General features: G+C 71.3%; 22 protein-coding genes. 13 read left to right on the forward strand and 9 right to left on the reverse strand.

Going from position 1 to position 25979, the window contains the following annotated elements:
* Positions 1-3: 3 nt before the first annotated feature.
* The 3 genes from ACFWXQ_RS42990 to ACFWXQ_RS43000 all read right to left on the reverse strand — a co-directional run bounded on the left by ACFWXQ_RS42990 (position 4) and on the right by ACFWXQ_RS43000 (position 4876).
* Entirely contained in the window at positions 4-1707 is a 1704-nt protein-coding gene (locus ACFWXQ_RS42990) for a sulfite exporter TauE/SafE family protein (RefSeq protein WP_383955495.1), read from the reverse strand.
* A gap of 44 nt (positions 1708-1751) precedes the next feature.
* On the reverse strand, positions 1752-3227 hold the full coding sequence (locus ACFWXQ_RS42995; RefSeq protein ID WP_383955492.1) for a tetratricopeptide repeat protein: 1476 nt from the start codon (positions 3225-3227) through the stop codon (positions 1752-1754).
* A 107-nt stretch (positions 3228-3334) separates the two neighbouring features.
* Complete coding sequence (locus tag ACFWXQ_RS43000) at positions 3335-4876, reverse strand: DUF4331 domain-containing protein (RefSeq protein WP_383949700.1); 1542 nt, start codon at positions 4874-4876, stop codon at positions 3335-3337.
* A 260-nt stretch (positions 4877-5136) separates the two neighbouring features.
* Here ACFWXQ_RS43000 and ACFWXQ_RS43005 point away from each other — a divergent pair, with 260 nt between their 5' ends.
* From ACFWXQ_RS43005 to ACFWXQ_RS43015, 3 genes are all read left to right on the forward strand, one after another.
* A complete protein-coding gene (locus tag ACFWXQ_RS43005; RefSeq protein ID WP_383949697.1) occupies positions 5137-5679 on the forward strand; it encodes a sigma-70 family RNA polymerase sigma factor in 543 nt (180 codons plus the stop codon).
* The gene (locus ACFWXQ_RS43010; RefSeq protein WP_383949694.1) at positions 5676-6476 is read left to right on the forward strand and encodes an anti-sigma factor domain-containing protein; all 801 of its coding nucleotides are present in this window, start codon (positions 5676-5678) and stop codon (positions 6474-6476) included. The genes ACFWXQ_RS43005 and ACFWXQ_RS43010 overlap by 4 nt, the downstream gene beginning before the upstream one ends.
* Positions 6477-6591: 115 nt before the next feature.
* Positions 6592-6861: a hypothetical protein gene (locus ACFWXQ_RS43015; protein ID WP_200399247.1), complete on the forward strand. Its 270-nt coding sequence runs from the start codon at positions 6592-6594 to the stop codon at positions 6859-6861.
* 56 nt (positions 6862-6917) lie between these two features.
* On the opposite strand, the gene ACFWXQ_RS43020 is transcribed toward ACFWXQ_RS43015, so the two are convergent.
* The 3 genes from ACFWXQ_RS43020 to ACFWXQ_RS43030 form a co-directional block, all read right to left on the reverse strand.
* Complete coding sequence (locus ACFWXQ_RS43020) at positions 6918-8126, reverse strand: CaiB/BaiF CoA transferase family protein (protein ID WP_383949691.1); 1209 nt, start codon at positions 8124-8126, stop codon at positions 6918-6920.
* A gap of 91 nt (positions 8127-8217) precedes the next feature.
* Positions 8218-9000, reverse strand: a complete 783-nt coding sequence (locus ACFWXQ_RS43025; protein ID WP_383949688.1) for an ABC transporter permease — start codon at positions 8998-9000, stop codon at positions 8218-8220.
* Positions 8997-10001 carry an ATP-binding cassette domain-containing protein gene (locus tag ACFWXQ_RS43030; protein WP_383949685.1) on the reverse strand — a complete coding sequence of 335 codons (1005 nt, stop codon included), beginning with the start codon at positions 9999-10001 and terminating at the stop codon, positions 8997-8999. Before ACFWXQ_RS43030 ends, ACFWXQ_RS43025 begins: the two co-directional genes overlap by 4 nt.
* Positions 10002-10085: 84 nt before the next feature.
* Here ACFWXQ_RS43030 and ACFWXQ_RS43035 point away from each other — a divergent pair, with 84 nt between their 5' ends.
* Positions 10086-10808, forward strand: a complete 723-nt coding sequence (locus tag ACFWXQ_RS43035; protein WP_383949703.1) for a TetR/AcrR family transcriptional regulator C-terminal domain-containing protein — start codon at positions 10086-10088, stop codon at positions 10806-10808.
* Positions 10809-10987: 179 nt separating this feature from the next.
* Here ACFWXQ_RS43035 and ACFWXQ_RS43040 read toward each other — a convergent pair whose 3' ends face one another.
* From ACFWXQ_RS43040 to hmgA, 3 genes are all read right to left on the reverse strand, one after another.
* Positions 10988-12187: a type ISP restriction/modification enzyme gene (locus tag ACFWXQ_RS43040; RefSeq protein ID WP_383949682.1), complete on the reverse strand. Its 1200-nt coding sequence runs from the start codon at positions 12185-12187 to the stop codon at positions 10988-10990.
* Positions 12188-12228: 41 nt separating this feature from the next.
* The gene (locus ACFWXQ_RS43045) at positions 12229-12978 is read right to left on the reverse strand and encodes a GntR family transcriptional regulator (RefSeq protein WP_383949679.1); all 750 of its coding nucleotides are present in this window, start codon (positions 12976-12978) and stop codon (positions 12229-12231) included.
* A 63-nt stretch (positions 12979-13041) separates the two neighbouring features.
* A complete protein-coding gene (gene hmgA, locus ACFWXQ_RS43050) occupies positions 13042-14409 on the reverse strand; it encodes a homogentisate 1,2-dioxygenase (RefSeq protein ID WP_383949677.1) in 1368 nt (455 codons plus the stop codon).
* Between the two features lie 179 nt (positions 14410-14588).
* Between hmgA and ACFWXQ_RS43055 the strand changes: the two genes are divergently transcribed.
* The 9 genes from ACFWXQ_RS43055 to ACFWXQ_RS43095 all read left to right on the forward strand — a co-directional run bounded on the left by ACFWXQ_RS43055 (position 14589) and on the right by ACFWXQ_RS43095 (position 25853).
* Positions 14589-15164 carry a hypothetical protein gene (locus ACFWXQ_RS43055; protein WP_383949674.1) on the forward strand — a complete coding sequence of 192 codons (576 nt, stop codon included), beginning with the start codon at positions 14589-14591 and terminating at the stop codon, positions 15162-15164.
* A gap of 64 nt (positions 15165-15228) precedes the next feature.
* The gene (locus ACFWXQ_RS43060; RefSeq protein WP_383949671.1) at positions 15229-15849 is read left to right on the forward strand and encodes a TetR family transcriptional regulator; all 621 of its coding nucleotides are present in this window, start codon (positions 15229-15231) and stop codon (positions 15847-15849) included.
* A 169-nt stretch (positions 15850-16018) separates the two neighbouring features.
* Positions 16019-18274 (forward strand): molybdopterin oxidoreductase family protein, encoded by a 2256-nt coding sequence (locus ACFWXQ_RS43065; protein WP_383949668.1) that lies wholly within the window; start codon positions 16019-16021, stop codon positions 18272-18274.
* A 122-nt stretch (positions 18275-18396) separates the two neighbouring features.
* Complete coding sequence (locus ACFWXQ_RS43070) at positions 18397-19866, forward strand: CitMHS family transporter (RefSeq protein WP_383949665.1); 1470 nt, start codon at positions 18397-18399, stop codon at positions 19864-19866.
* A gap of 88 nt (positions 19867-19954) precedes the next feature.
* Positions 19955-21190 (forward strand): MFS transporter, encoded by a 1236-nt coding sequence (locus ACFWXQ_RS43075; protein ID WP_383949662.1) that lies wholly within the window; start codon positions 19955-19957, stop codon positions 21188-21190.
* A gap of 200 nt (positions 21191-21390) precedes the next feature.
* A complete protein-coding gene (locus ACFWXQ_RS43080; RefSeq protein WP_383949659.1) occupies positions 21391-22728 on the forward strand; it encodes an ABC transporter ATP-binding protein in 1338 nt (445 codons plus the stop codon).
* A gap of 20 nt (positions 22729-22748) precedes the next feature.
* On the forward strand, positions 22749-23237 hold the full coding sequence (locus ACFWXQ_RS43085; RefSeq protein ID WP_383949656.1) for a DUF3574 domain-containing protein: 489 nt from the start codon (positions 22749-22751) through the stop codon (positions 23235-23237).
* Between the two features lie 103 nt (positions 23238-23340).
* Positions 23341-24729: an aldehyde dehydrogenase family protein gene (locus tag ACFWXQ_RS43090; RefSeq protein WP_383949653.1), complete on the forward strand. Its 1389-nt coding sequence runs from the start codon at positions 23341-23343 to the stop codon at positions 24727-24729.
* A 20-nt stretch (positions 24730-24749) separates the two neighbouring features.
* Positions 24750-25853: a Zn-dependent alcohol dehydrogenase gene (locus ACFWXQ_RS43095; protein WP_383949650.1), complete on the forward strand. Its 1104-nt coding sequence runs from the start codon at positions 24750-24752 to the stop codon at positions 25851-25853.
* Positions 25854-25979 lie beyond the last annotated feature (126 nt).

Consider the following 25979-nt stretch of genomic DNA (forward strand, 5'->3'; position numbering starts at 1 on the left):
AGCTCAACCGAGTACGGTTGCCGCCCCCCTGAACACCAATCCAGCCCCAAGGGCCACCACGACGAACGCGGATCCGATCGGCACGGTCCGCCGGAGCAGGGCCGCGGTCCGGCCGCCCGACCACCGGGCGCCGTTCTCGATGGCCTTCGCGACCCGGCTGCCGATCTTGACCACGGCGAACCCGGCCGCGGTGAGCGTGAGCGCGAGCCCCGCCCCGAAGGCGAGCACGAGCAGCAGCCCGAACCAGGCCTTGCCGAGCGCCGCGGCACCGACGAGCACGACGACCGCGGAGGGACTCGGTACGAGCCCGCCGGCGAAGCCGAGAAGAAGGGTGTCCTTGAGCTTGAGAGAGGGGGAGTGGGTGTGCGAATGGGGGTGCGGGTGGGAGTGGTGGCCGTGACCGTGATCGTGGGGGGTGTCGTGGTCGTGGCCGTCGGTGTGGGGATCGTCGTGGGTGTGGGACGGGCCGTGGTCGTGCGTCTGCTTCTCACCGTGCGAGTGGCCGTCCCCGTGTGTGTGGACGCCCTTGTGGCTGTCCTCGTGCCCATGTGCATGCGCAAGAACGAGCTCGCGGTCATGACTGTGGGCGTGAACGTGCCCATGGCTGTGGCTGTGTCCATGACTGTGCCCATGGGTGTGTCCGTGGCCGTGCGAGTGGCTGTGCCCGTGTCCGCGCTGCCGCCAGGCCCGGCGTGCGAGGGTCGCGCCGGCCAGCATCACGATGACGCCGCTCGTCACGCCCAGCCAGGCGATCACCGAGGGCGCGGCGGCCGATCCCGCGGCCACCAGGATGCCGAGGGCGACCACGCCCAGCGTGTGGGTGACGGTCACGGAGATGGCGAGCGGCATCACGTCACGCATCGTGGCGTTGCCGCGGGCCGCGGCCGTGGCGGCCATGATCGTCTTGCCGTGGCCGGGCGCCAGGGCGTGCATCGCGCCGAGCAGTACGGCGATGCCCAGGGCGAGCGCGGCGAAGCCGAGGGTCAGATCCTGGCGGGACACCAGATCGTCCAGCGCGCGGGTGAACCGGTCGGCGCCGCGCGGCAGGATGGAGGAGCCGGGCGCGTCGGAGTTCTCCTCGACGAGCGCGGGACCGCCGGGACGGACGCGCAGCGAGGCCGTCGCCGTGTCCGCCGGTGACGACAGCAACTCCGCCGGATACTTGGTCAGTTCGCGCGAGATGGACTTCGTCGGTACGTCCGAGGCGGTGAGGGTCATCCGGTCGCCGCGTGCCGTGACCTCGCGCCAGCCGGGGCCGTCGTCCACGGAGGCGTGGAAGCCCACGGACACGTTCTTCTCGGCCTTCTCCGGCAGCGGGGCGGTCCAACGGCACTCCACCCGAAGGGTGTTGAGCCCGGCCTGTCCGGGCCGCACCCGGGCGAGGCTCTCGCCGACGGCCAGCGCGACCGCCTCTCCGTCGACGGTCACCCGGCTCTTTCCGGCCGCCGTCTCGCACCGCTCCCGGGCCCAACTCTCCATGCCCGCCTTGTCGATGGCGGGCTTGGCCTGGGTCGCCGGGATCTCCGCGAGGTCCTCGACATGGTCGACCCGCAGCTTCCCGGGGCCGATGACGAGTCCGTCGTACCGGTTGACGGTGAAGTTGCCGAGCGGATGCGCCGACGCGGTCCCGGAGGGGACCAGCACCAGCGCGCAGGCCGCCACCAGGACGGCCGCACCGGACGCGAACGCGCGGCGGCGCACGGCCACTTGCCGAGTGAGCCGGGCACGGAGGCCGCGCGCGGGGACGGTGCTCACTTGGCACCGCCCAGCGCGGTCAGGGTCTTCTCGGCCAGCTTCGCGCCCACCGGCGAGAAGCCCGGGTTGAGCTTCAGTGCCGCGGACAGGCTGCCGCGGGCTTCCTTCTTGTTACCGGTGGCCTGTTCGATCATGCCGCGGTGGTAGAGGAACGTCGCGTCGCGGTAGCCGGTGGCCGTGGCGCGCCGGGCGTAGGGGAGGGCCTCGTCGTCGCGGCCGTTGACGTGCAGGGCCCAGGCGAGCGCGTCCGCGGTGTGGACGGTCTCCCGGCGCTCCCACTCGGCGCGGGCGGCGCGCAGGGCGGCCTTGCGGTCGCCGTGGTCCGCCGCCGCGAGGGCCGTGTCGAGGTCGGCGTTGACGCCGTTCGCCCGGGCCAGCGCGGTCCAGGCGTTCACCAGGGCGTACTGGTCGCGGGCCTTCGCCTTGTCCTCCTCGCCGCCGCGGGCCTCGTACAGCTCGCCGAGCACGACCAGCGGGCCCGGCAGCGGGAAGCGGCTCACGACGTCCTCCATGCCGGCGATCGCGGCCTTGCGGTCGCCGTTCGCGGCCTGCGCCCTGGCACGGCCCTCCAGCGCCGGGAGGTACACCTTGTCGGCCCGCAGGGCCTGCTCGTAGTACGTCAGCGCCGGCTTGTACTCGCCCTCGCGCCAGGAGAGCTGGCCCAGCGCCGTCGCCACGTACGCGATGTCGCCGGGGGCGGAGGCGCTGGAGAGCGCCTGCTTCAGGACGCGCCGCGTCGCGGTGACGTCGCCGCGCAACTCCCGTACGTAGGCGTAGCGGGTGAAGACCGGGATGCCGGGGCGGCGCTCGTCGGCCTGGTCGGCGGCCTTGGACGCCTCCTTGTAGCGGCCGAGTTCGACCAGGGCGTCGATACGGGTCGACAGCGCCCGCTCGTTGTACGCGTTCTCGTCCAGCGCCTTGTCCGCGTACCGCAGCGCGGCGGGGAAGTCGTGCCGGGCGGCGGCCAGTGCCGAACGGCCCGCGAGCGCCGGGTCGTTGTCCGGCTTCAGCTTCAGCGACCGCTCCAGTGCGCGCTCCGCCTGCGGATAGCGGGACGGGTCGCCGTTCGTACGCGCCTGCTCGATGTAGGCGACGCCCAGCGTCGACCAGCCGCCGTAGTCCTTGGGCTGTGCCTTGAGGTGGGTCTGCAGTGCGGAGATACTGGAGGCGAGGCTGCCGGTGGCCAGCAGTTCGGGAGCGACACCGGGCGCGGACGCCACCGTACGCACGCCGTCGTCGTCCTTGTTGCCCAGCACCACGGCTCCCGCGGTCATGGCGACGGCGATGGCGACCGCGCAGGCGCCGAGCCGCAGCATCCGCGCCCGCGGGGACTCCGGACGTTCCTTCGGCCGGTCGGTCCGGTCGGTCCGGTCGTTCCGGTCGTTCCGGTCGGTCCTGTCCTCGCCCTCGGGCGGCGGGGTCACGTCCGCGCGATCCTTCTCCTGCGCGTCCTCGTTCGTACCCGGGGCCATGCCCTCTCCTCAATCTCCTTGACGGAAGCGGTGGTTCGGGGGTGAGCGGCGCGGCCCGCGCGCCGTGGGGGACGGAAACGCGCGGGCCGCGCCAGTCGGAGTGCGGGTCAGTAGGCCCGGCGGCGGCTGCGCCACCACAGGAGACCCGTGCCGATGAGCAGGAACCCGGCCGCGCCGGACGCCGCAGAGACGGCGATCAGCGTGGTGTCTTCCATGCCGGCCACACCGCCCGTGGTGCCCGCGGGCTGCAGGGCGTCACCGAGCTGGTTGCGGACGTCGTTCGTGCCCGTCGTGCCCTTGGCGAGCGGACCGCGCGAACCGGAGGTCGGCAGCGCGACGTACGGGAACGCCTTCTCGAACTTCTGGTCGTTCTTGTCGACGGCGTCACCCAAGTCGTTCTTGGCACCCACGAGTTCGCCCTCGACGACCTGCAGCGCGATGTCCAGCACGTCGTCGCCGAGACGGCGTCCGTTCGGGAAGCCCGCGTTGTCGCCGTCCAGCACGCCGAGCCGCTTCTCCTTGGCCGCCGGCTTGATCGAGGTGTTCAGACGCAGCATCTCCGAAGCACGCACGTGCGGGGGCTGGTTGAGGCCCTCGACACCCTTCAGGAAGACGTCGACCAGGTCGTTCCTGGGCTCCTTCGGGGCCGGGATCTTGTAGATCGCCTCGATGAGCTTGGGAAGTTCGGGGTTGGTGACGTTCTCCAGGAAGTCGCCGTCGTTCCAGGGCGAGGACGCGTTGAACTTGTCCTTGTCCTTGATCGGGTTGACGACCTCGTTCACCAGCGGCATACCGAGGCGCGAGACCTGCCGGTACTCGCCGCTCGCGCTCCTGCGCTGGGTCGTCGACCAGATGCCCACGATCGGCTGGTCGGCCGACTCCTGGATCATGTCGGTCGGCACCTGGAGGGCAACGGAGTTGACGTTGTACTCCTTCAGCGTGTCATTGCCGACCTCGGACAGGTTCCCGCCGTACAGCAGGTCGAAGACGCGCAGGTCCAGGAAGAACGGGTCGTCCGCCTGACCGGCGAACGTCTTCGCCCCGCCCGGGAGTTCGTGCACCGCCTGCTCACGGAGCTTGGCGTAGTCCGGCATGGACGCCTGGCCGACGTTGGACGGGGCGACCGGCACGTCGTCCGCGTACTTCGTCTTCTTGACCAGGTGCTGGTCCTTGAGCTGCAGCAGGTCTATGTCGTAGGTCTGCGTGATGTTGAGGTCCGGGTCGTCGAGGCTCTCGACCGGGCCCGTGTTGTACAGGAAGGTCTTGTCGTTCTTGACGTGCGTCTTGAACGTGTAGCGGAAGACCAGCTCGCCCTGCGCGTCACCGTTGTTGTCGATGTGCAGGTCGTACTGGGCGTCCTCGGCGAACGTGAAGAAGTTCGGCCCGCCCGCCGGTTCCTCGAAGGGGATCCAGTTCGCGACGAGCGTCGTGGTGTCCGGATGGTCGGGGCTCACGAACGCGTAGACGTCCGTGTTGTCGAACTGGGGCTGCCCCGAGATGAGGGGAGCCTCGCGGTGGCTGGACGCGCTCGCCGTCCCCGGTCCGAGCGCGGTCACGCCGACGGCCGCGAGCCCGCCGGTGGCCAACGCACCGCAGACAAGGGTCGCAAGGCTCCTGCGTCCCACGAACCCGCTGGTGAAAGGTGTCATGCCGTCCGTCCTCTGTCCCAAAGCTGTGTCCCGGCGGTGATGTCCGCGAGGAGTGGCCCGTCGACTGGCCGGCTCCTGCTCACGTTCCGCGTCGGTTGGTGTTGCCTGATGCACGCCATTCGGAGCGGGTGCTCGGAAGGATTGGTTCGGGATTCACCCGCGTTTTCAGGCAGTTGATCCGTAACCCCATCCGAAGGCGTTCCGGCGCCGAATACGTGAGGATGAGACGGGCCGTTCAATGGCCGGAGAGGGGGAAACGAGTGGAGGCGGACGAACTTCTGGTGCTCGTGGCCCAAGGAGACCAGAAGGCCTTCGAGGATTTGTACGGTCTGGTGTCCGGGCCGGTGTTCGGGCTGGTACGCCGCGTGGTGCGGGATCCGGCCCAGTCGGAGGAGGTGGCCCAGGAGGTGCTCCTCGAACTCTGGAGGTCCGCCGGACGCTACGACCCCGGCCGCGGCAGCGCCCTGTCCTGGGTCCTCACCCTCGCGCACCGCCGGGCGGTCGACCGGGTCCGCAGTGCCCGCGCCGCCGGGGAACGCGAACTGCGCATGGCCCGGCGCTCGAACGGCCCCGCCTTCGACCAGGTCGCCGAGGAGGTCGAGGCCGGCCTCGAACGAGAATGGGTGCGCCGCTGCCTGGACCGGCTCACCGCACTGCAACGACAGTCCGTCACCCTCGCCTACTACGACGGCTACACGTACCGTGAAGTGGCCGAACGGCTCTCCCTGCCGCTCGGCACGGTCAAGACGCGCATGCGCGACGGACTCACGCGGCTGCGCGACTGCCTGGGAGGTGTCGCATGACCAGCCTCTTCCGGCGGAGTGATCTGCACTCCCTGGCCGCCCCCTACGCCCTGGACGCCCTGGAACCCCATGAGCACAAACGTTTCGAGAAGCACCTGAGGCGCTGTGACAGCTGCGCCGCCGAGGTGCGCGCGCTGCGCGAGGACGCGGTCCGCCTCGCCTGGTCCACGGCCGCCCCGGCGCCGGCCGCGATGCGCGACCGGGTCCTCATGGCCGTACGGACGACCCCTCAGGAACCGGCGGCCTTCGCCCAGCCACCGGCCCGGGCGATCACGGACCGGTACGAGGAGCGGCAGCCGTCGCGGGCCCGTCGCTCGGGCTTCTCACCGTTCCTCGTCCCGCTCGCGTCCACCACGGCGGCCGCCGCCCTCGTCGTCGCCGCGCTCTTCGGCATGCAGGCGGCCCGCACCCAGGACCAGCTCGCCCAGGAGCGCGCCCAGGCACGTGAGATCGCACACGTTCTCGCCGCGCCGGACGCCCGCGCGAGCGCCGGACGCGACGCGAACGGACAGGGCATGAGCGTCGTCGCGTCCGCCTCGCAGCGCACCGCGGTAGTGACCGCGGCCGGACTGGGTACACCTTCCGACGGAAGGGTTCACCAACTGTGGCTCATGCGACCGGAGGAGAAACCGCGTTCCCTGGGGCTCCTGGACGGCGACACGCCCTTGATTGCCACCGGACTCAATACGAACGCGACATCACTGGCTGTCACCGTCGAGCCGTCGGGCGGTTCAGCACAGCCAACAACCGCACCGGTTGTCCAACTCGCCCTGGAATCAGTTGGATTCGGAGAGTAACCGTCAACACCCTTACCGGAAAGGTGAATCCCGCGCCCGGGATACACGGGTGTGGAGAGGGAGCGATAGGGTTAACCTGCCCGGGCCGGGTGCCCTCGTATGGGTGGGGAGTGACATGGAACAGATAACAGTGCGTGGCAGGGCGCGAGTCCCTGCGATCACGTGTGGCAGCAGCGCGACCAGCTCGCGTCTCGACCGCCATCTCTCGGTGATGGGTGGCCCCGCCATCCCTCAGCGCGAGGCGGCCGAGGCGACGGACCTGATGCGCGAGCTCACCGCACGTGACACCGCGCACGACCGCACCGGCAGGGGCGCGCGAGTGAGGCGGGTCTCGCTCTTCGCACCGCTGCGCCGGCTGCGCCGTTCCCTGTTCGGCGGCCGCTGAACAGCGGCCCCGGTCGCTGACAGGCGGCCCAATCCGAGCAGGACCCCGACCCGCGCTCAGGCGGCCACACCGTCCCGGCGCAGTGCTGCGATCTCATCGTCCGTCATCCCCACGGCACGCAGCAGCGCCCCGGTGTGTTCCCCGAGCGCGGGTACGGGCCCCATCCGCGCCGAGTCCCCGCCCGGCAGCGTGATCGGCGGCAACAACGCCCTCAGCGGCCCGACCGGCGAACCCACTTCCCGCCACCGGTCCCGCGCCGCCAGCTGAGGATGCTCCGCCACCTCCCGTACGTCCCGCAGCCGCGCACACGCGATCCCGGCCGCCTCAAGACGCGCCACCGCCTCGTCGGTGACCAGCGCCACCAGCGCCTTGCCGACCAACTCGTCGGTGTGCTCCCGGTGTTCGACCCGCGCCGCGTTCGTCGCGTACGCCGGGTCGTGCGCCAACTCCGGCCGCCTGAGCACCTGTTCGGCCAGCCGCCGCCACTCCCGGTCGTTCTGCACCGACAGCAGCACCCGCCCGCCGTCCGCCGTCGGATAGGCGTCGTACGGGGCGATGACGGCGTGCGCGAGACCGGTGCGCGCCGGGGGAGTTCCACCGTGCATCGCATGGTGCAGCGGATGCCCCATCCACTCCGCCAGCGCCTCCAGCATCGACACCTCCACCGGCCCGCCGCGCCCCGTCGTGCCACGCCGCACCAGCGCCGCAAGCACCCCCGAGAACGCGTACATCGCCGCCGCGATGTCGGCCGCCGGAATCCCCGCCTTCACCGGCTGACCGGCCGTCCCCGTCACGGACACCAGCCCCGCCTCGCACTGCACGAGCATGTCGTACGCGCGCTTGCCGGCGTACGGACCGAAGGCCCCGTAACCCGAGATGTCCACGGCGATCAGCCGCGGGTCGGCCGCGCACAGCGTCGCCGCGTCCAGGCCGAGCCGCGCGGCCGCGCCCTGTGCGAGGTTCTGCACGAAGACGTCGGCGTCCGCGACGAGACGGCGTACGACGTCCAGGCCGCGCGGGTCCTTCAGGTCGAGGGCGATGGACTCCTTGCCGCGGTTGCACCACACGAAGTGCGAGGCGAGACCGGCGGCCGCGGTGTCGTAGCCGCGCGCGAAGTCACCGCCGTCGATCCGCTCGACCTTCACGACCCGGGCCCCGAGATCGGCGAGCTGCCGGGTCGCGAAGGGCGCCGCGACGGCCTGCTCGACGGCGACGACGGTGATGCCCTCCAGGGGCAGGGGAAGCGGCTCCATGCGAGGGATCATGTCCCGCGCACGAGGGCTTTGTCATGCGAGGCCGCGAGGCCGGGAGCTGGGAGGTCGGGCGGCCGGGCGGTCGCGGCCCCGGGGCGAGCGGTCAGCGGCCGCCGTTCGCGTACCGGCGGACGGCGAGCGGCATGAACACCGCGATGAGGACCGCGCACCAGGCCAGCGACCCCGCGACGGGGTGTGTCACCGGCCAGGCGCCCTCCGTCGGCACCGGCGCGTTCCCGAACAGGTCGCGCAGGGCCGTGGTCACCGCGCTGATCGGGTTCCACTCGGCGATCGTGCGCAGCCAGGTGGGCAGATTGTCCGTAGGGATGTACGCGTTCGACAGCAGCGGCAGGATGAACGTCGCGCCGCCCAGCTGCCCGGCCGCCTCCTCGCTCCGCGAGGCCAGGCCCAGCAGGATCCCGATCCACGTGGTCGCGAACCGGAAGAGCAGCAGCAGACCCATCGCACCGGCCGCCTCCAGCGCGGAACCCTCCATCCGCCAGCCCACCGCGAGCCCGACCAGCAGCACCGGCACCGTGCCCACGGCCGTGACGACCAGGTCCCCGGCCGCCTGCCCGAGCGGTACGGCGGCCCGGCTGATCGGCAGCGTGCGGAAGCGGTCCATCACGCCCCGGTGCGAGTCCTGGGCGGCCTGGAACATCCCGGTCATGATCCCGTTGGCCGCCGTCGCGACCAGCAGCCCCGGCACCAGGAAGGCCCGGTACTCCTCGCCGGGCATCGCGAGCGCGCTGCCGAAGACATAGCCGAAGAACAGCAGCATCGTGATCGGCATGGTCTGGGTGAGGATCAGCAGCCCCATGTTGTGCCGGATCCGCCGCAGCTGACGGCCCAGCATCGCGGTGCCGTCGTACGCCAACGCGCTCATGTCACGAGCTCCTTGCTGTCGGTACGGTCGCCGGACCGCTGGTCGGCCCGGTCGTCGCTGCTGGCTCCGGCCGAGCGGTCGGTCAGGCGGAGGAAGACGTCGTCGAGCGTCGGCGGGCGCAGGTTCACGTCCAGCAACGGCACACCGGCGGCGTCGAGTTCGCGTACCAGACGGGGGAGGGTGAGCGTCGGGTCGGTGGTGACCGCGCCAACGGCGTGCCGCTCCCGGTCGAAGTCGGGCCGGGAGCCCGTCAGTTGGTCGAGGACGGCCGCCGCTCCGGCCATGGCGTCCGCGTGCACGACCACCGCTTCCGCGTACGAGCCGATGAGCGCCTTGAGTTCGGTGGGCGTGCCCGAGTGCGCGACCCTGCCGCGGTCCACCAGGGCGATGTCGTCGGCGAGTTGGTCGGCCTCCTCCAGATACTGCGTGGTGAGCAGGACCGTCGTGCCCTCCGCCTTCAGCGCGCGCACGCTCTCCCAGATCTGGTTGCGGCTGTGCGGGTCGAGACCCGTCGTCGGCTCGTCCAGGAACAGCACCGCGGGCCGGGTGATCAGGCTCGCGGCCAGGTCGAGGCGGCGGCGCATGCCGCCGGAGTAGGTGGACGCGGGACGGTCCGCCGCGGCGGCGAGTTCGAAGCGGTCGAGGAGTTCGTCGGCGCGGGCCGCCGCCTTCGGGAGGCGGCGCAGCTTCGCGAACAGCCGCAGGTTCTCCCGGCCCGTGAGGTCGCCGTCGACCGACGCGTACTGCCCGGTGACGCCGATCGCGCGGCGCACGGCGTCCGGCTCCCGGGCGAGGTCGTGCCCCGCGACACGCGCGGACCCCGCGTCGGGCCGCAGCAGCGTGGTGAGCAGCCGCACCGCCGTCGTCTTGCCCGCGCCGTTCGGCCCCAGCAGACCGCAGACCGTGCCCTCCGCCACGGCCAGATCCAGCCCGCGCAGCGCCCGGACTTCCTTGAAGCTCTTCTCCAGGCCCTCACTAAGTACGGCGTACGTAGTAGTCATGGTGTGACCATACCTCACTACGTACGCTGTACGTAACTACGATGGGGGCGACAGGATCCACCGATGGCAGGACTGACGACACCGATGGCAGGACGCGCCGACGTACCCGAAGTGATCTGGGCCCGACCCGAGCGCACGGGACGCGGGCCGCGGCCCGCGTTCACCCGGGCCGACATCGCGGCCGCCGCGGTGCGGATCGCGGACGCGCAGGGGCTGGACGCCGTCTCGATGCGGCATGTCGCGGCCGAGCTGGGCTGCGGCACGATGTCGCTCTACAACTACGTGCCGCGCAAGGAGGACCTGTACGAGCTGATGGTCGACTCCGTCAGCGGTGAGCACGAGTTGTGGGAGCCGGCGGGGGACTGGCGCGCCGACATGCTCCGGGTCGCCCATGAGACCCGGGCGCTCATGCTCCGGCATCCGTGGCTGCCGGCCCTGATGTCGCCGGTGTACGGGTTCAGCCCCAATGCCCTGCGGTATCTGGAGCACTGCCTGACGTGCCTGGACTCCTTCGAGGGCACGTACGGCACGAAGTTCGAGCTGATCGCGATGCTCAACGGGGTGGTGACCACGTACGTGGGGAATGAGCTGGCCACGGTTGAGCGGGTGCGGGCGTTGCCGTGGTCGGAGGAGCGGGAGCACGCGGTGCGTGGGGCTTATTTGGGTGCGCAGGTTGCCACCGGGGCTTATCCGCGGATGGCGGCTGCGTTTGGGGAGGATGCGGGGCCGATTGATATGGGGGCGGTGTTGGAGCGGGCGTTGGTGAGGGTGCTTGATGGGTTCGCACCCCGGGCGGAACGTGGGTAGGGGCGGTGCGGGTGGTTCGTTGGCTGCGGGTGCGTCGTGGCTGGTCGCGCAGTTCCCCGCGCCCCTAAAAGATTGCGCAGTTCCCCGCGCCCCCAGACAGAAGGACCGCGCCGTTCCCCGCGTCCCCAGGCAGAAGGTCCGCACCGTTCCCCGCGTCCCTTCGGGGGGCGGGCGCTCGCTCAGATCAGTGCGACCTGGCCCTCTGGGCCCTCCTCGTGGTGGTCCAGTACTGATGCCGGGTTGCGGGATGTGTTCGGGGGTGGGAGTACGCCGGCCTCGTGCAGGTCGGTTGCCGTGATGGGGGACTCCACCGTCAACTCGGCCTGCTGCGGTCGAAGTTCCGCCAGTAGGGACAGGACCGTGATGACTTCCAGGAGGTCGGAGGTCCAGGGCTGGGGCCAGGTGGTGGGGCGGATGGACTCCAGGGTGCCGGGGGCCGGCTGGGTGGTTCGGGTGGTGAACCACTGGTCCAGGACGCGGACGCCGCCGACCTCGAAGTCCCAGGCGGCCGGCGGTACGGGGGAGATGCGGCCCTCGTCGAGGTGGAGGGTCTCCTCGTCGCGGTCGTAGCGGAGTTCGAGCGGGCGGGACGGGAGTGGGGCCCGTACGTACGGGCGGCGGCCGCCGGGGAGTTTGGGACGTTCGCCGTCGCGGCGCATCAGCCACAGCATGCGGTGGCCCAACTCGGTGCCTTGTGACCAGAGTTCGGGGTCGGAGGTGAGTGGGACCGTGCATCCGCCGGGGCCCGGGCGGGCTACCGCCACCGTCCAGGCGAGGACGTCCAGCGGGGTGGGGGAGTGGCCCAGGCGCTTGGCCAGGAGGTCCAACAGGCCCGGCGCCAGGTTGGGTTCGCTGCCTCCGGGGCGCCGGTACAGGGGGCGGATCCGGCCCGGGCGTGCGGTGGGCACGGTCTTCGACTGCGGGAGGACCACCGGGAGCGTCGACGTGACCAGGAGGGGCGGCCCGTCGGGTGCGGGGGCCTGCTCGACCGCGAAGATCTGGCGCTCGTCGGTCACGCGCCACAACTCCGGCCGCGCCGCGTCGATCAGCCGGTGGTCGGGGATCAGCCACTGTTCGTCGAACGGCCCGTGCATGACCCGTACCGGCTCCGCGCAGGGGCCCGACGCGCGGGCCAGCCGGACCGTTCCGGAGGACTGGCCCGGCAGTTGACCCACCGCCGAGTGCAGCGTCCGCGCGCGCGTGACGCTGAACAACGCCTCGCGGTCGGGCCCTTCGGCCTTCACGAAGGCGTCCCACCGTGCTTTCAGGGACGCCGCGTCGGGCGCCGTCGGCCACCCGCGGCCCAGCCGGGGCGGTGCGACGGCCCACGGCATGAGGTCCGCGAGCAGCGGAGCGTCGTCGTGCGTCACGCTCGGCATCGTACGACGTGGGCCGTCGGAGGCGACTTGGTCCCGCATGCTCAGTGGGCGTCGAGGGTGACGGTGAAGGAGAAGCGGTCGCCGCGGTACTGGATGCGGGCCACGTCGAGCGCCCGGCCGTCCTCGTCGTGCACGACGCCCGTGTAGTGCAGGATCGGGCTCAGCAGCGGGACCTGCAGCAGCCGCGCGGTCTCCGGGTCCGCGAGCCGCGCCTCCACGGTGTCGGTGATCTGGCTGATCCTCGCCCCCGCGACATCCCGCAGCACCTTGGTCATGGGCCAGCGGACCAGGTCCTCGGGGTCGATCAGGGCCGCCAGCTCGGGCCGTACGTAATTGCGCGCGTGGTTGGTCGGCTCCCCGGTCTTCTCGTCGCTGCGCAGCCGGTGGTAGGTCGCGACCTCCGTCAGGTCCGGGAAGTACTCGGAGAGCTCCGCCGACACGGGCTCGGTGCCGTGGTCGAGCAGCCGGGTCGTCATGCCCGACTGCTGGGCCACGATCGCGTCCACCGAGCCGAGCAGCCGGACCGGGGCACCCCGCGCGGCGCTCGGCTCGATGAACGTGCCGCGCCTGCGATGGCGGGTGATCAGCCCCTCGTCCTCCAGCTCCTTGAGCGCCTGCCGCATGGTCAGCACGCTCACCCCGTAGTGCTCCGCCAGCTGTTCCTCGGTGGGCAGCCGCAGCGGATCCTGCGCGGACCGCCCGAGTATCGAGGCGCGCAGGGACTGCGACACCTGATACCAGAGCGGCAGCTTGCGGTTCAGGACGATCGAGTCCGGGGCGAAGGAGGTCACGAGGGTATCCGTACCGTTCGCGGGCGCCGGGTGCAACGGGCGGTCACGATCGGTCCCGGCCGGTCATGGTCGCCGCTCCGGCCGGAAGTGCCGCTGGAGGCCCCGCCACACATCGTCGTAGGCGCGCTGCAGATGCCCGGCCCCGGCGGCCTGCGCGGTGGCGGTGACCGGCCAGCGCGTCTCGAACATGAAGGCCAGACCGTCGTCGATCTTCTGCGGCCGCAGCTCGGCGGCGCTCGCCCGGTCGAAGGTCTCCCGGTCGGGACCGTGCGCCGACATCATGTTGTGCAGCGAGCCGCCGCCCGGCACGAACCCCTCCGCCTTCGCGTCGTACGCGCCCTCGATGAGCCCCATGTACTCGCTCATCACGTTCCGGTGGAAGTACGGCGGCCGGAACGTGTCCTCGCCCACCAGCCAGCGCGGCGCGAAGACGACGAAGTCGACACCGGCAAGGCCCGGCGTGTCGCTCGGCGAGGTCAGCACCGTGAAGATCGACGGGTCCGGGTGGTCGTAGCTGATGGTGCCGATCACATTGAACGCGCGCAGATCATAGGCGTACGGCACATGGTTGCCGTGCCAGGCGACGACATCCAGCGGGGAGTGGTCGTAGACGGCCGTCCAGAGGTTGCCGCAGAACTTGTTCACCACCTCCACCGGGCCCTCGACATCCTCGTACGCGGCCACGGGCGCCCGGAAATCACGGGCGTTCGCCAGGCCGTTGGCGCCGATCGGGCCGAGGTCGGGGAGCTGGAAGGGCGCCCCGTAGTTCTCGCACACATAGCCGCGGGCGGTTTGGCCCGTGCCGTCGTCGGACGCCGTGTCCAGCAGCTCCACACGGAAGCGCACCCCACGAGGAATCAGTGCCACATGTCCCGGCTCCACATGCAGCAGCCCGAACTCGGTGCGCAGCAGCAGCCCGCCGCGCTCCGGCACGATCAGCAGCTCGCCGTCGGCGTCGCTGAACACCCGCTCCATCGAGACATCGGCCTGATAGAGGTGCACGGCCATGCCGGTGCGCTGTGTCGCGTCGCCGTTGCCGCCGAGCGTCCACAGGCCCGCCAGGAAGTCGGTGCCCGGCGAGGGCTCGGGCAGCGGGTTCCAGCGCAGCCGGTTCGGGTCGGGCACCGTCTCCGTGAAGGGTGCCGTGCGGATGGCGCCGTTGTCGGTGCGGGTGAACGCCGGGTGTGCGGCCGACGGGTGGATCCGGTACAGCCACGACCGGCGGTTGTGTGCCCTCGGCTCGGTGAACGCCGTACCGCTCAGCTGCTCCGCGTAGAGCCCGAGCGGGGCCCGCTGCGGAGAGTTGCGGCCGTGCGGCAGGGCGCCCGGCACCGCCTCCGAACTGTGCTCGTTGCCGAACCCGGTGAGATACGTCAGCGCCTCGACGGTCTTCCGCAGTGTCTCGGCGGTGATCCGCCCGTCCCCGCTCATGATCGCTCCCTCGTTCCTGATTCCTATGCATCACCGTAGGATTCGCGAAATCCGTGCGCAAGAGGGAGATGCCCGTGCCTGCGGGGACGACCGCGCGATCGCGCCAAGACCGCTGGAGTACCCGAGAACCAGACTTCAGAGGGATCCGCTTGTCAGAGCGGTGCTCTAATCTCCCCGGCATGTCGTGGACGCGCGTATTCCTCACCGCGCTCGCGGCCTGTGCCCTGTTCGGCGCTCTGCTCGTCGGAGCGACGGGCTGCGGGTCCGACGAGGCGCGCGATGGCGAGGGCGATGGCGTGAAGCCGTCGCCGGTGGGCAAGGTGCTGGAGGACACGGACGAGGAAGGGCGGCACTACCGTGAGATCGACAAGAAGGACGCGCCGAAGGTCGCGATCGAGATACAGCCCGCCGCCGACAGCGACGGCTGGGACGTACGCCTGACCGTCCACGACTTCCGCTTCTCGCCGGCCGGTACGAGGAAGACGGCCGAACCCGGCCGCGGGCACGCCCTCCTCCGTCTCGACGGCCGCCCCCTGTCCTTCTTGCGCGGCCCGGCCCACCACATCGCCGGCGGTCTCGTCCCGCGCGGCACCCACAAGGTGAGCGTGCGTCTGCACGCGGACGACGACACGGTGTGGGCCGTGGACGGCGAGCCCGTCGGCAGCACGGCGGAAATCACCGTGTCCGATCCCGCGCCGACGGACACGGAGTCCACGACGACGTCGGCGACGAGTGGCCAGGGCGCGCACAAATGAGTGGCATGAGCACCGACATTCGTACCGAAGGGCAAGGTTCACCGGACCCCGGCGGAAAGGCATCATGAAGCCCGTGCCCCCTGCGACCTCGCTGCGCCGCGCGCCCGTTCAGCGCCGCAGCGCCGAAAGACTCACCCGAATCCTCGACGCCTGCGCCGATCTCCTCGACGAGGTCGGCTACGACGCCCTCAGCACCCGCGCGGTCGCGCTGCGCGCCGGCGTGCCCATAGGGTCCGTCTACCGCTTCTTCGGCAACAAGCGCGCGATGGCCGACGCGCTCGCCCAGCGCAACCTCGACGTCTTCACCGAGCGCGTCACCCTCCGCCTCCAGGAGACCGCGGGCGCGGGCGGCTGGCGCGCGGCCATGGACGCGGTCCTCGACGAGTACCTCGCGATGAAACGCACCGCGCCCGGCTTCTCCCTCGTGGACTTCGGCAACCAGATACCCGTCGGCACCCGCGACGCCGAACCCAACACCCGCGTCGCCGACCGACTCACCGACATGCTCTCCTCCGTCCTGAACCGCGAACCCGACGAGGACCTGCGCCGCACCTTCCTCATCGCCGTCGAGGCCGCCGACACCCTCGTCCAGCTCGCCTTCCGCCTCGCCCCGTCCGGCGACGAACGAGTCATCGAGGAGACCCGACAGCTGCTCCGGGCGTATCTGGCACGGTCGCTCGACTGACGGAGAGGCCGGGCGACAACGTTGCCCGGCCCGACCGCCCGGCGCGGACGCCTGTACGGCACGCGAATTTCCGACGTGACCCCCGCGACCCCTCCCCACCGTCCATACCGGTCGGTATGCTCGGCCGGGTAAGCGCGTCACCGTTGCCGCCACCCTTCCGGGAGGACCCGTGTCCACCACCTCCGACTCCCGAACAGCTCTGCGTATCTGTCCCCTCTGTGAGGCGACGTGCGGGCTGACGCTGACCATCGAGGGGACCCGGGTGACGAGCGCGCGTGGGGACCGCGACGATGTGTTCAGTCAGGGGTTCATCTGCCCGAAGGGCGCCTCGTTCGGGGCGGCCGACGGCGACCCCGACCGGCTGCGGACACCGCTGGTGCGCAAGGACGGGGAACTGCGCGAGGCCACCTGGACGGAAGCCTTCGACGCCGTCGCGGCCGGGCTGCGGCCGGTCGTCGAGCGGTACGGGCCGCACGCCGTCGGGGCCGTCCTCGGCAACCCGAACGTGCACACCATGGCCGGCGCCCTCTACCCGACCGTGCTGCTCGCGGGCCTCGGCACCCACAGCCTCTTCACCGCGTCCACGCTCGACCAGATGCCCAAGCACGTCTCCAGCGGACTGCTCTACGGCGACGCCAACGCGATCCCCGTCCCCGACCTCGACCGCACCGACCACCTGCTGCTGATCGGCGCCAACCCCCTCGAATCCAACGGCAGCCTGTGCACCGCCCCCGACTTCCCCGGCAAGCTCAAGGCCCTCAAGGCGCGCGGCGGCACCCTGACCGTCATCGACCCGCGCCGCACCCGCACCGCCAAGCTCGCCGACCGGCACGTGGCCATCCGCCCCGGCACCGACGCGCTGCTGCTCGCGGCCATGGCGTACGTCCTCTTCGAGGAGCAGCTCACCGACCTCGGGGAACTCACCGAGCTGGTGCAGGGGACCGACGAACTCCGCGAGGCGGTAAGGGACTTCACCCCAGAAGCCGCCGCCGAGGCCTGTGACGTCGACGCCGACACGATCCGCGCGCTCGCCCGTGAGCTGGCAGCCGCGCCCACCGCCGCCGTATACGGCCGCATCGGCAGCTGCACCGTCCCGCACGGCACCCTGGCCAGCTGGCTCGTCGACATCCTGAACATCCTCACCGGCAACCTCGACCGGCCCGGCGGCGCCCTCTTCCCGCAGGCCGCCACCGACAGGACACCCCGCCCCGCCGGACCCGGCCACGGCTTCGCGCTCGGCCGCTGGCACAGCCGCGTGAGCCGCCACCCCGAGGCCAAGGGCGAACTGCCGATGGCCGCGCTCGCCGAGGAGATCGACACCGCGACCGCCGAGGGCGAACCGATCCGCGCCCTCGTCGTCATCGCCGCCAACCCCGTCCTGTCCGCGCCCGACGGCGACCGCCTCGACAAGGCCCTCGGCTCGCTCGACTTCATGGTCAGCGTCGACCCGTACCTGAACGAGACCTCACGGCACGCGCACGTCGTGCTGCCGCCGCCCCCGCCCTCGCAGAGCCCGCACCACGACTTCGCCTTCAATACCCTCGCCGTACGCAACCAGGTCCGCTACACCCGCGCCGCCGTCCCCCTGGAGCCCGGCCGCATGGCCGAGACGGAGATCCTCGCCCGGCTCGTCCTCGCCGCCACCGGCATGCACGGCGCCGACCCCTCCGCCGTCGACGACCTGGTCATCGGCCAGACCCTCGGCAAGGCCGTCAAGGAAACCCACTCCCCGGCGCACGGCCGCGAGCCGCGCGAACTCGCCGCACAGCTCACCGGCGAGACCGGCCCCGAGCGACGCCTCGACATGATGCTGCGCCTCGGCCCCTACGGCGACGGATTCGGCGTACGCCCCGAAGGGCTGACCCTGGAGAAGCTGCTCGACCAGCCCCACGGCATCGACCTCGGACCGCTCCAGCCGCGCCTCCCGCAGCCCCTCAAGACCCGCAGCGGACTCGTGGAGCTGCTTCCGGGGCCGCTCGCCGATGATCTCCCGCGCCTGCGGGACGCACTGCGCCGGCGCCCCGAGGGCCTCGTGCTCGTGGGCCGTCGGCACCTGCGGTCCAACAACAGCTGGATGCACAACATCCCCGCCCTCACCGGCGGCACCAACCGATGCACCCTGCACATCCACCCCGACGACGCCGAACGCCTCGGCGTCACCGACGGGGCGCCGGTGCGGGTGAAGGGCGCCGGGGGAGAGGTCGTCGCCCCCGCCGAGATCACCGACGCCGTACGACGCGGAGTCGTGAGCCTGCCGCACGGCTGGGGACACGACCGTCCCGGCACCCGGACGACCCACGCCGCCGAGGACCCCGGCGTCAACGTCAACCAGCTCCTCGACGGCAGCCTGCTCGACCCGCTGTCCGGCACGGCCGTACTCAATGGCGTACCCATCGATATCGCGCCAACAGGCACAACGCCCTGACCTGGAGTTTTGCGCTTATTGCTCGCGTGTCAACATCTTGTTAAGCCTTGCGTGGCCGACCTAACGTCACTCGAACCGCTGTCCCTGGTGGAAGTTCAAGGGCGAACGTTAGGTATCCACTCATGCTGACCATCCTCGGCTTCACCATGATCGCGACCTTCCTGGTCCTGATCATGATGAAGAAGATGTCGCCGATCGCGGCGCTCGTACTGATCCCGGCACTTTTCTGCGTGTTCGTCGGAAAGGGTGCGCATCTCGGCGACTACGTCATCGAAGGGGTGGGCACCCTCGCGCCCACCGCCGCGATGCTCATGTTCGCCATCGTGTACTTCGGCGTCATGATCGACGTCGGCCTCTTCGACCCGATCGTCCGAGGCATCCTCAAGTTCTGCAAGGCCGACCCGCTGCGCATCGTCGTCGGCACGGCCCTGCTCGCCGCGATCGTCTCCCTCGACGGCGACGGCTCGACGACCTTCATGATCACGGTCTCGGCGATGTACCCGCTGTACAAGCGCCTCAAGATGAGCCTCGTCGTGATGACCGGCGTCGCCGCCACCGCCAACGGCGTCATGAACACGCTGCCCTGGGGCGGCCCGACCGCCCGTGCCGCCACCGCGCTCAAGCTCGACGCCGGCGACATCTTCGTCCCGATGATCCCGGCGCTCGCCGTCGGCCTGGTCGCCGTGATCGCCCTCTCGTACGTCCTCGGCCTCCGCGAGCGCAAGCGCCTCGGCGTGCTGAGCCTGACCGACGTACTGACGGACGAGAAGCAGCTGGTCGAGGAGCCCGAGACCGAGACCGTGCTCGTCGGCGCCGGCGCCGGTGCCACCGCCTCCGGCGGTCCCGGTGACGGCAAAGTGCGCATGACCAAGACCACCGGCGGCGCGGGCTCCGGCACCGACGCCTCCGACGACGACGGCGACGGTGATGGCGAGGAGGACGACATCCGCCTCCAGGGCCTCGACCCGAACCGCCCGACGCTGCGCCCCAAGCTGTACTGGTTCAACGCGCTGCTCACGGCGACGCTCCTGACCGCCATGATCATGGAACTGCTGCCGATCCCGGTCCTGTTCGTGCTCGCCGCCGCGCTCGCCCTCACGGTCAACTTCCCGCACATCCCCGACCAGAAGGCCCGCCTCGCCGCCCACGCCGACAACGTCCTCAACGTCTCCGGCATGGTCTTCGCAGCCGCCGTCTTCACCGGCGTCCTCCAGGGCACCGGCATGGTCGACTCCATGGCCAACTGGCTCGTCGACGGCATCCCCGACGGCATGGGCCCGCACATGGCCCTCGTCACCGGCGTCCTCAGCCTCCCGCTCACCTACTTCATGTCGAACGACGGCTTCTACTTCGGCGTCCTGCCGGTCCTCGCCGAGGCGGGCGCGGCCCACGGGGTCTCCCCGCTGGAGATCGCCCGAGCCTCGCTCGTCGGCCAGCCGCTCCACATGTCGAGCCCGCTCGTCCCGGCCGTATACGTCCTGGTCGGCATGGCCAAGGTCGAGTTCGGCGACCACACCAAGTTCGTGGTCAAGTGGGCCGCCCTCACTTCCCTCGTGGTACTCGGCGCCGGAATCCTGTTCGGCATCATCTGAGCCCCGGCTCCCCGGAGTCCGGCCCCGGCCGGACCCACCCCGTTCGTCCGATCCCGTTCGTCCGTCCCATCCAATGGAGGGTGTCACTGTGAGGCCCGGTGGGAACCGCGGCTGGCTGCTCCGCCTCGTCATCGCCTTCAGCTTCGCGCAGGGGGCGGTGTCGATGGCACGGCCCGCCGTCTCCTACCGGGCCCTCGCGCTGGGCGCCGACGAGCGCGCGATCGGTGTCATCGCCGGCGTCTACGCACTGCTGCCCCTGTTCGCCGCCGTACCGCTCGGCCGCAGGACCGACCACGGCCGGTGCGCCCCGCTGCTCCCGGTCGGCGTCGTCCTCATAGCCGGGGGCTGCGCCCTCAGCGGCACGGCGAACTCCCTTGCCGCGATGGCGGCCTGGAGCGGGGTGATGGGCCTCGGACACCTCTCCTTCGTGATCGGCGCCCAGTCGATCGTGGCCCGCCAGTCCGCACCGCCCGACCAGGACCGCAACTTCGGCCACTTCACCATCGGCGCCTCGCTCGGCCAGCTCGTCGGACCGATCGCCGCGGGCGCCCTGATCGGCGGCCCCGACATGGCGGGCACCAGCGCCCTCGCCCTGCTGGTCGCGGGCGGCGTCGCCGCGGTCTCGTTCGTCTCGCTGTGGCGCATAGAGCACCGCGACCGGCCCAAGTCCCGTACCGGACGCGGCGATCGGGTCCCCGTGCACCGCATACTGCGCACCCGGGGCGTACCCGCGGGCATCTTCATCAGCCTCGCCGTGCTGTCCGCGACGGACATCCTCACCGCGTATCTGCCGGTGGTCGGCGAACACCGGGGCATCGCGCCCTCCGTGATCGGCCTGCTGCTCAGCCTCCGCGCGGCGGCGACCATCGCCTGCCGCCTGGTCATGACGCCCATGCTGCGGCTCCTCGGCCGGGCCGCGCTGCTCAGCACGACCTGTCTGCTGGGGGCCCTGCTGTGCGCCGGGATCGCGCTGCCCGTGCCGGTCTGGGGCCTCGCCGTGATCCTCGCCCTGCTCGGCTTCTGCCTGGGCGTCGGCCAGCCCCTGTCCATGACCACGGTCGTCCAGGCCGCCCCGGACGACGCCCGCTCCACCGCCCTCGCCCTGCGCCTGACCGGCAACCGGCTCGGCCAGGTCGCAGCGCCCGCCGCCGCGGGCCTGGTCGCCGGAGTCGCAGGCGTGGCCGCGCCCTTCGTCATGCTCGGAGCGCTGCTGCTGATCGCCTCGGGGCTCGGACTGCGACAGGGCCGTACGGGCGCCGCCGGCCCCGAGCCGGCGGAACGTAGGGGACGTACGCCATCCGCACCGGAGCCCGAGAGACGCTGAACAGACCTCTTTCGCACCGGAGTTGACCGGACGCCAGGTTTCACAAGGGGGCACTCCGCATGCCCCGTCCGATTCCGCCGCAAGTCTTCCCCGGGATGTGTGCGGTCCGTTAGCTTCCGTGACTCATAGGTCTCGTACGACCCGCGAGACCTCCGATCGCGGAGCAACAGCGCCCTGTGAGCCCCCGGGGGTCACGTCCCATGTCACGCGCCATCTCCCTTCGACAGGTCAGCAAGTCCTACACCCGCGGTGTCTCTGTGGTGGAGAGGTTGTCGCTCGACGTCGCGCCCGGCGAGTTCCTGGTGCTCCTCGGTCCTTCCGGCTGCGGCAAGTCGACCGTGCTGAGGATGATCGCCGGACTCACGGACCCCACCGAGGGACAGATACGGCTCGACGGCGTGTACGCCAACCATCTGGAGCCCGCCGACCGGGACATGGCGATGATCTTCCAGAACTTCGCGCTCTACCCGACCATGAACGGCCGCGACAACATCGGCTTCCCACTGCGCATCGAGAGCCCCGGCCAGGACCCGCGCTCGCGCGTCGACGCCACGGCCAAGATGCTCGGCATCGAGGACCTCCTCGACCGCTTCCCCCACCAGCTCTCCGGCGGCGAACGCCAGCGCGTCGCGATGGGCAGGGCGATCGCACGGCACCCCTCCGCCTTCCTGATGGACGAGCCGCTCGCCAACCTGGACGCCAAGCTCCGCAACCGGCTGCGCGCCGAAATCGCCCGCCTCACCCGGGGGTTGGGCGTCACCACGGTGTACGTCACCCACGACCAGGCGGAGGCGATGTCCCTCGGCGACCGGGTCGCCGTCCTGCGCGGCGGTGTCCTCCAGCAGGTCGGCACGCCGCGCACGGTCTACGCGCTGCCCGAGAACGTCTTCGTCGCCGCCTTCATCGGCACCCCGCGTATCAGCCTCCTGCGCGGCGTCGTCCTCGCCCCGCTCGACGGCGCCATGTCGATCGGCCTCGGCCGCCAGGCCCTCGTCCTGCCCGAACCCCTGTGCCTGGACCACCGGTTGCTCCGCGTGCACCAGGGCCACGAGGTCATCGTGGGCCTGCGCTCCGAGGCCGTACGCATCGCCAAGCCCGCGGAGGCCAGGTCCGGCGAGGTGGCGATCAGCGGGCTCGTCGAGCACGTCGAGTTCCAGGGGCACGAGGTCCTCGTCCACTTCAACACCGGCTCCCAGCCCGCCTTCGTACCCGACCTGGAGGCACCGCGCCCCATGCCCCGGCCGCCGCGCCGCCGCCGACCCGTGGGCGGGGTCCTCGGCCGCCTGCGGGACCGGGCGGGCGCGCTGCGGGCCGGACCCGTCGTCGTCCTGGAGGACCCCGGGCCGGACCGGTCCGAACTGCCGCCTCCCGAGGGCCGGTTGCCGGGAGACCTCATCGTCCGTACGACACCCGACCACGAACTCCACCACGGCATGCAGGTCCCGCTCCTCGTGGACCTCGCCCATCTGTTCGTCTTCGACCACGAAGGCGTACGGATCTCCCCGGCTCCGGCGCGCCTGCCCGACCTGGAGGACTGAGGCCCGCTAGGCATGCGTTCATGATCACGAACACCACGCGTACCCGCCTCGCCGTCGCGACGGCCTCCGCCCTCCTCTTCGCCGGCGCCCCGGCCGCGTACGCCACACTCACCGACGCCGACACCCGGCCGACGACCGCAACGGCCCCGGCGGCTCTGACCGCTCCGACGGCCAGGGGTGCGGCGTACGTCGAGACCCGCCTCCTCTTCGGCACCGAGCGCCCCGACGGTGGCCCGGCCGTCACCGACGGGCAGTTCATGGACTTCGTCGACCGGCAGGTCACCCCCGCCTTCCCGGACGGGCTCACCGTTCAGGACGGCCGCGGGCAGTGGCGCGACAGGAACGGCGTCATCGAGCGCGAGCGGTCGTACGAGCTGATCCTGCTGTATCCCGTGGGGCGGGCGAAGGCGGCCGACCCCGGGATCGAGCGGATCCGGGACGCGTACGAGAAGGAGTTCGGCCAGGAGTCCGTGGCCCGCCTCGACGAACCGACGCGCGCGGACTTCTGAGGTCCGGGGACCCCTGGTGCCCAAAAACTAACACCGCTAGTTTGGGGTCTCGGACGACGGCTAGGTTGGGCGGCGGAGACGACGCCCCTCCCGGGAGGAACGCATGAAGGCACACGACGGCATGTACATCGACGGCGAGTGGCGCCCGGCCGCCGGGACGGACACGATCGCCGTCGTGAACCCGGCCGACGAGCAGGTCATCGCCCACGTCCCGGCGGGCACCGCCGACGACGTGGACGCCGCCGTACGAGCCGCGCGCGGAGCCCTGCCCGCCTGGGCCGCCACACCGCCCGCCGAGCGGGCCGCGCGGATCGGCGCCCTCCGGGACGTCCTCGTCGCCCGCAAGGAGGAGATCGCCGAGACGGTGACGGCCGAACTCGGCTCCCCGCCGAAGCTCTCGCAGGCCGTGCACGTCGGAGCGCCCATCGCGGTCGCCGGTTCGTACGCCGAACTGGCCGCCTCGTACGCCTTCGAGGAGAAGGTCGGCAACTCGACCGTCCACCTGGAACCGGTCGGCGTGGTCGGCGCGATCACCCCCTGGAACTACCCGCTGCACCAGATCGTCGCCAAGGTCGCCCCGGCTCTCGCGGCAGGCTGCACGGTCGTGCTGAAGCCCGCCGAGGACACCCCGCTGACCGCGCAGCTCTTCGCCGAGGCGGTCCACGAAGCGGGCCTTCCGGCCGGTGTCTTCAACCTCGTCACCGGCCTCGGCCCGGTCGCGGGCCAGGCACTCGCCGGGCACGAGGGTGTGGACCTGGTCTCCTTCACCGGCTCGACGGCCGTCGGCAGGCACATCGGCGCGACCGCGGGTGCGGCCGTCAAGCGCGTCGCCCTGGAACTCGGCGGCAAGTCCGCCAACGTCATCCTGCCGAGCGCCGACCTCGCCAAGGCGGTCAACGTCGGCGTGGCCAACGTGATGTCCAACTCCGGCCAGACGTGCAGCGCCTGGACCCGCATGCTGGTCCACGACTCGCGGTACGACGAGGCGGTCGCGCTGGCGGTGGAGGCCGCCGCGAAGTACGGCGAGCGCATGGGGCCCGTCGTCAACGCCAAGCAGCAGCAGCGCGTGTGGAGTTACATCGAGAAGGGTGTCGCGGAAGGTGCGCGACTGGTGGCCGGCGGCCCCGAAGCCCCGCGTGATCAGGGCTACTTCGTCAGTCCGACCGTCTTCGCCGACGTGACCCCCGAGATGACGATCGCCCAGGAGGAGATCTTCGGCCCCGTGCTCGCGATACTCCGGTACGAGGACGAGGCCGACGCGCTGCGGATCGCCAACGGCACGGTGTACGGGCTGGCGGGGGCGGTGTGGGCCGGCGAGGTGACGGAGGCCGTGGCCTTCGCGCGACAACTCGACACCGGACAGGTGGACATCAACGGCGGACGCTTCAACCCCCTTGCGCCCTTCGGCGGTTACAAGCAGTCGGGGGTCGGCCGGGAGCTGGGCTCGCACGGCCTGTCCGAGTACCTCCAGACCAAGTCCCTGCAGTTCTAGCTCCAGGAGGGGTGTACGACATGGCCAGTGCGACGCACACGGTTCGCGCCGCGATCCTGCCCGCCATCGGTTCTCCCTTGGAGATCACCGAGATCGAGCTGCCGGAGCTGCCGGGCCCCGGGCAGGTGAGGGTACGGCTCGCCGCCGCCGGGGTCTGCCACTCCGACCTCTCCCTGTCCAACGGCACCATGCGGGTGCCGGTGCCCGCCGTGCTCGGCCACGAGGGAGCGGGGACCGTCGTCTCCGTCGGACCCGGGGTCACACACGTCGTGCCCGGGGACGGAGTGGTCCTCAACTGGGCTCCCTCCTGCGGCAGTTGCCACGCCTGCTCGCTGGGCGAGGTGTGGCTGTGCGCCAACGCGCTGGCGGGGGCGGGGGAGGTGTACGCGCGGCGCTCCTCCGACGGGGCCGAGCTGTATCCCGGGCTGAACGTCGCCGCGTTCGCCGAGGAGACGGTGGTGGCGGGCGCCTGCGTGCTCCCGGCGCCGGCCGGGATTCCGCTGACGGACGCGGCGCTGCTCGGCTGCGCCGTGCTCACCGGGTACGGGGCCGTCCACTACTCGGCGCGGGTCCGGTCCGGGGAGACCGTCGCGGTGTTCGGGGCCGGCGGGGTCGGTCTCGCGGCGATCCAGGCCGCGCGGATCGCGGGCGCGTCGACGATCGTGGCGGTGGATGTCTCGCCGGAGAAGGAGTCCCTGGCGCGGGCTGCCGGGGCGACGGAGTATGTCGTCGCGTCCGACACCACCGCTCGGGAGATCCGTGGGCTCACGGGCAAGCAGGGGGTCGATGTGGCGGTTGAGTGCGTTGGGCGTGCCGTCACGATTCGGGCGGCCTGGGAGTCCACTCGCCGGGGCGGCCGTACGACGGTCGTCGGCATCGGCGGCAAGGACCAGCAGGTCTCCTTCAACGCACTCGAACTCTTCCACTGGGGCCGCACGCTTTCCGGCTGCGTCTACGGCAACTCGGATCCGGCGCGTGACCTGCCGGTCCTGGCGGGACATGTCCGTGCGGGCCGCTTGGACCTTGGCTCCCTGGTGACCGAACGGATCGCCCTGGAGGGCATCCCCTCGGCCTTCGAGAACATGCTGGCGGGGAAGGGGGGCCGGGCGGTGGTGGTGTTCTAGCCTCCCCTTCCGCGGACCTTTTCTCGCCCCCGCCGCCCCTACCCATTCCCGTCCCTTACTCAGGGGCTTCGCCCCCGAACCCCCAAAAGATTGCGCAGTTCCCCGCGCCCCTAGGTCTTTAGGGGT

The organism is Streptomyces sp. NPDC058697, from assembly GCF_042715345.1.
GTDB lineage: Bacteria > Actinomycetota > Actinomycetes > Streptomycetales > Streptomycetaceae > Streptomyces > Streptomyces liliifuscus.

What these genes read in the sequence shown, in the direction of transcription:
- ACFWXQ_RS42995 (WP_383955492.1), bottom strand. Translation starts at nt 3,227, where the DNA reads ATGGCCCCGGGTACGAACGAGGACGCGCAGGAGAAGGATCGCGCGGAC.
- ACFWXQ_RS43000 (WP_383949700.1), bottom strand. Translation starts at nt 4,876, where the DNA reads ATGACACCTTTCACCAGCGGGTTCGTGGGACGCAGGAGCCTTGCGACC.
- ACFWXQ_RS43010 (WP_383949694.1), top strand. Translation starts at nt 5,676, where the DNA reads ATGACCAGCCTCTTCCGGCGGAGTGATCTGCACTCCCTGGCCGCCCCC.
- ACFWXQ_RS43015 (WP_200399247.1), top strand. Translation starts at nt 6,592, where the DNA reads ATGGAACAGATAACAGTGCGTGGCAGGGCGCGAGTCCCTGCGATCACG.
- ACFWXQ_RS43020 (WP_383949691.1), bottom strand. Translation starts at nt 8,126, where the DNA reads ATGATCCCTCGCATGGAGCCGCTTCCCCTGCCCCTGGAGGGCATCACC.
- ACFWXQ_RS43025 (WP_383949688.1), bottom strand. Translation starts at nt 9,000, where the DNA reads ATGAGCGCGTTGGCGTACGACGGCACCGCGATGCTGGGCCGTCAGCTG.
- ACFWXQ_RS43030 (WP_383949685.1), bottom strand. Translation starts at nt 10,001, where the DNA reads ATGACTACTACGTACGCCGTACTTAGTGAGGGCCTGGAGAAGAGCTTC.
- ACFWXQ_RS43035 (WP_383949703.1), top strand. Translation starts at nt 10,086, where the DNA reads ATGGCAGGACGCGCCGACGTACCCGAAGTGATCTGGGCCCGACCCGAG.
- ACFWXQ_RS43040 (WP_383949682.1), bottom strand. Translation starts at nt 12,187, where the DNA reads ATGCCGAGCGTGACGCACGACGACGCTCCGCTGCTCGCGGACCTCATG.
- hmgA (WP_383949677.1), bottom strand. Translation starts at nt 14,409, where the DNA reads ATGAGCGGGGACGGGCGGATCACCGCCGAGACACTGCGGAAGACCGTC.
- ACFWXQ_RS43055 (WP_383949674.1), top strand. Translation starts at nt 14,589, where the DNA reads ATGTCGTGGACGCGCGTATTCCTCACCGCGCTCGCGGCCTGTGCCCTG.
- ACFWXQ_RS43060 (WP_383949671.1), top strand. Translation starts at nt 15,229, where the DNA reads ATGAAGCCCGTGCCCCCTGCGACCTCGCTGCGCCGCGCGCCCGTTCAG.
- ACFWXQ_RS43070 (WP_383949665.1), top strand. Translation starts at nt 18,397, where the DNA reads ATGCTGACCATCCTCGGCTTCACCATGATCGCGACCTTCCTGGTCCTG.
- ACFWXQ_RS43080 (WP_383949659.1), top strand. Translation starts at nt 21,391, where the DNA reads ATGTCACGCGCCATCTCCCTTCGACAGGTCAGCAAGTCCTACACCCGC.
- ACFWXQ_RS43085 (WP_383949656.1), top strand. Translation starts at nt 22,749, where the DNA reads ATGATCACGAACACCACGCGTACCCGCCTCGCCGTCGCGACGGCCTCC.
- ACFWXQ_RS43090 (WP_383949653.1), top strand. Translation starts at nt 23,341, where the DNA reads ATGAAGGCACACGACGGCATGTACATCGACGGCGAGTGGCGCCCGGCC.
- ACFWXQ_RS43095 (WP_383949650.1), top strand. Translation starts at nt 24,750, where the DNA reads ATGGCCAGTGCGACGCACACGGTTCGCGCCGCGATCCTGCCCGCCATC.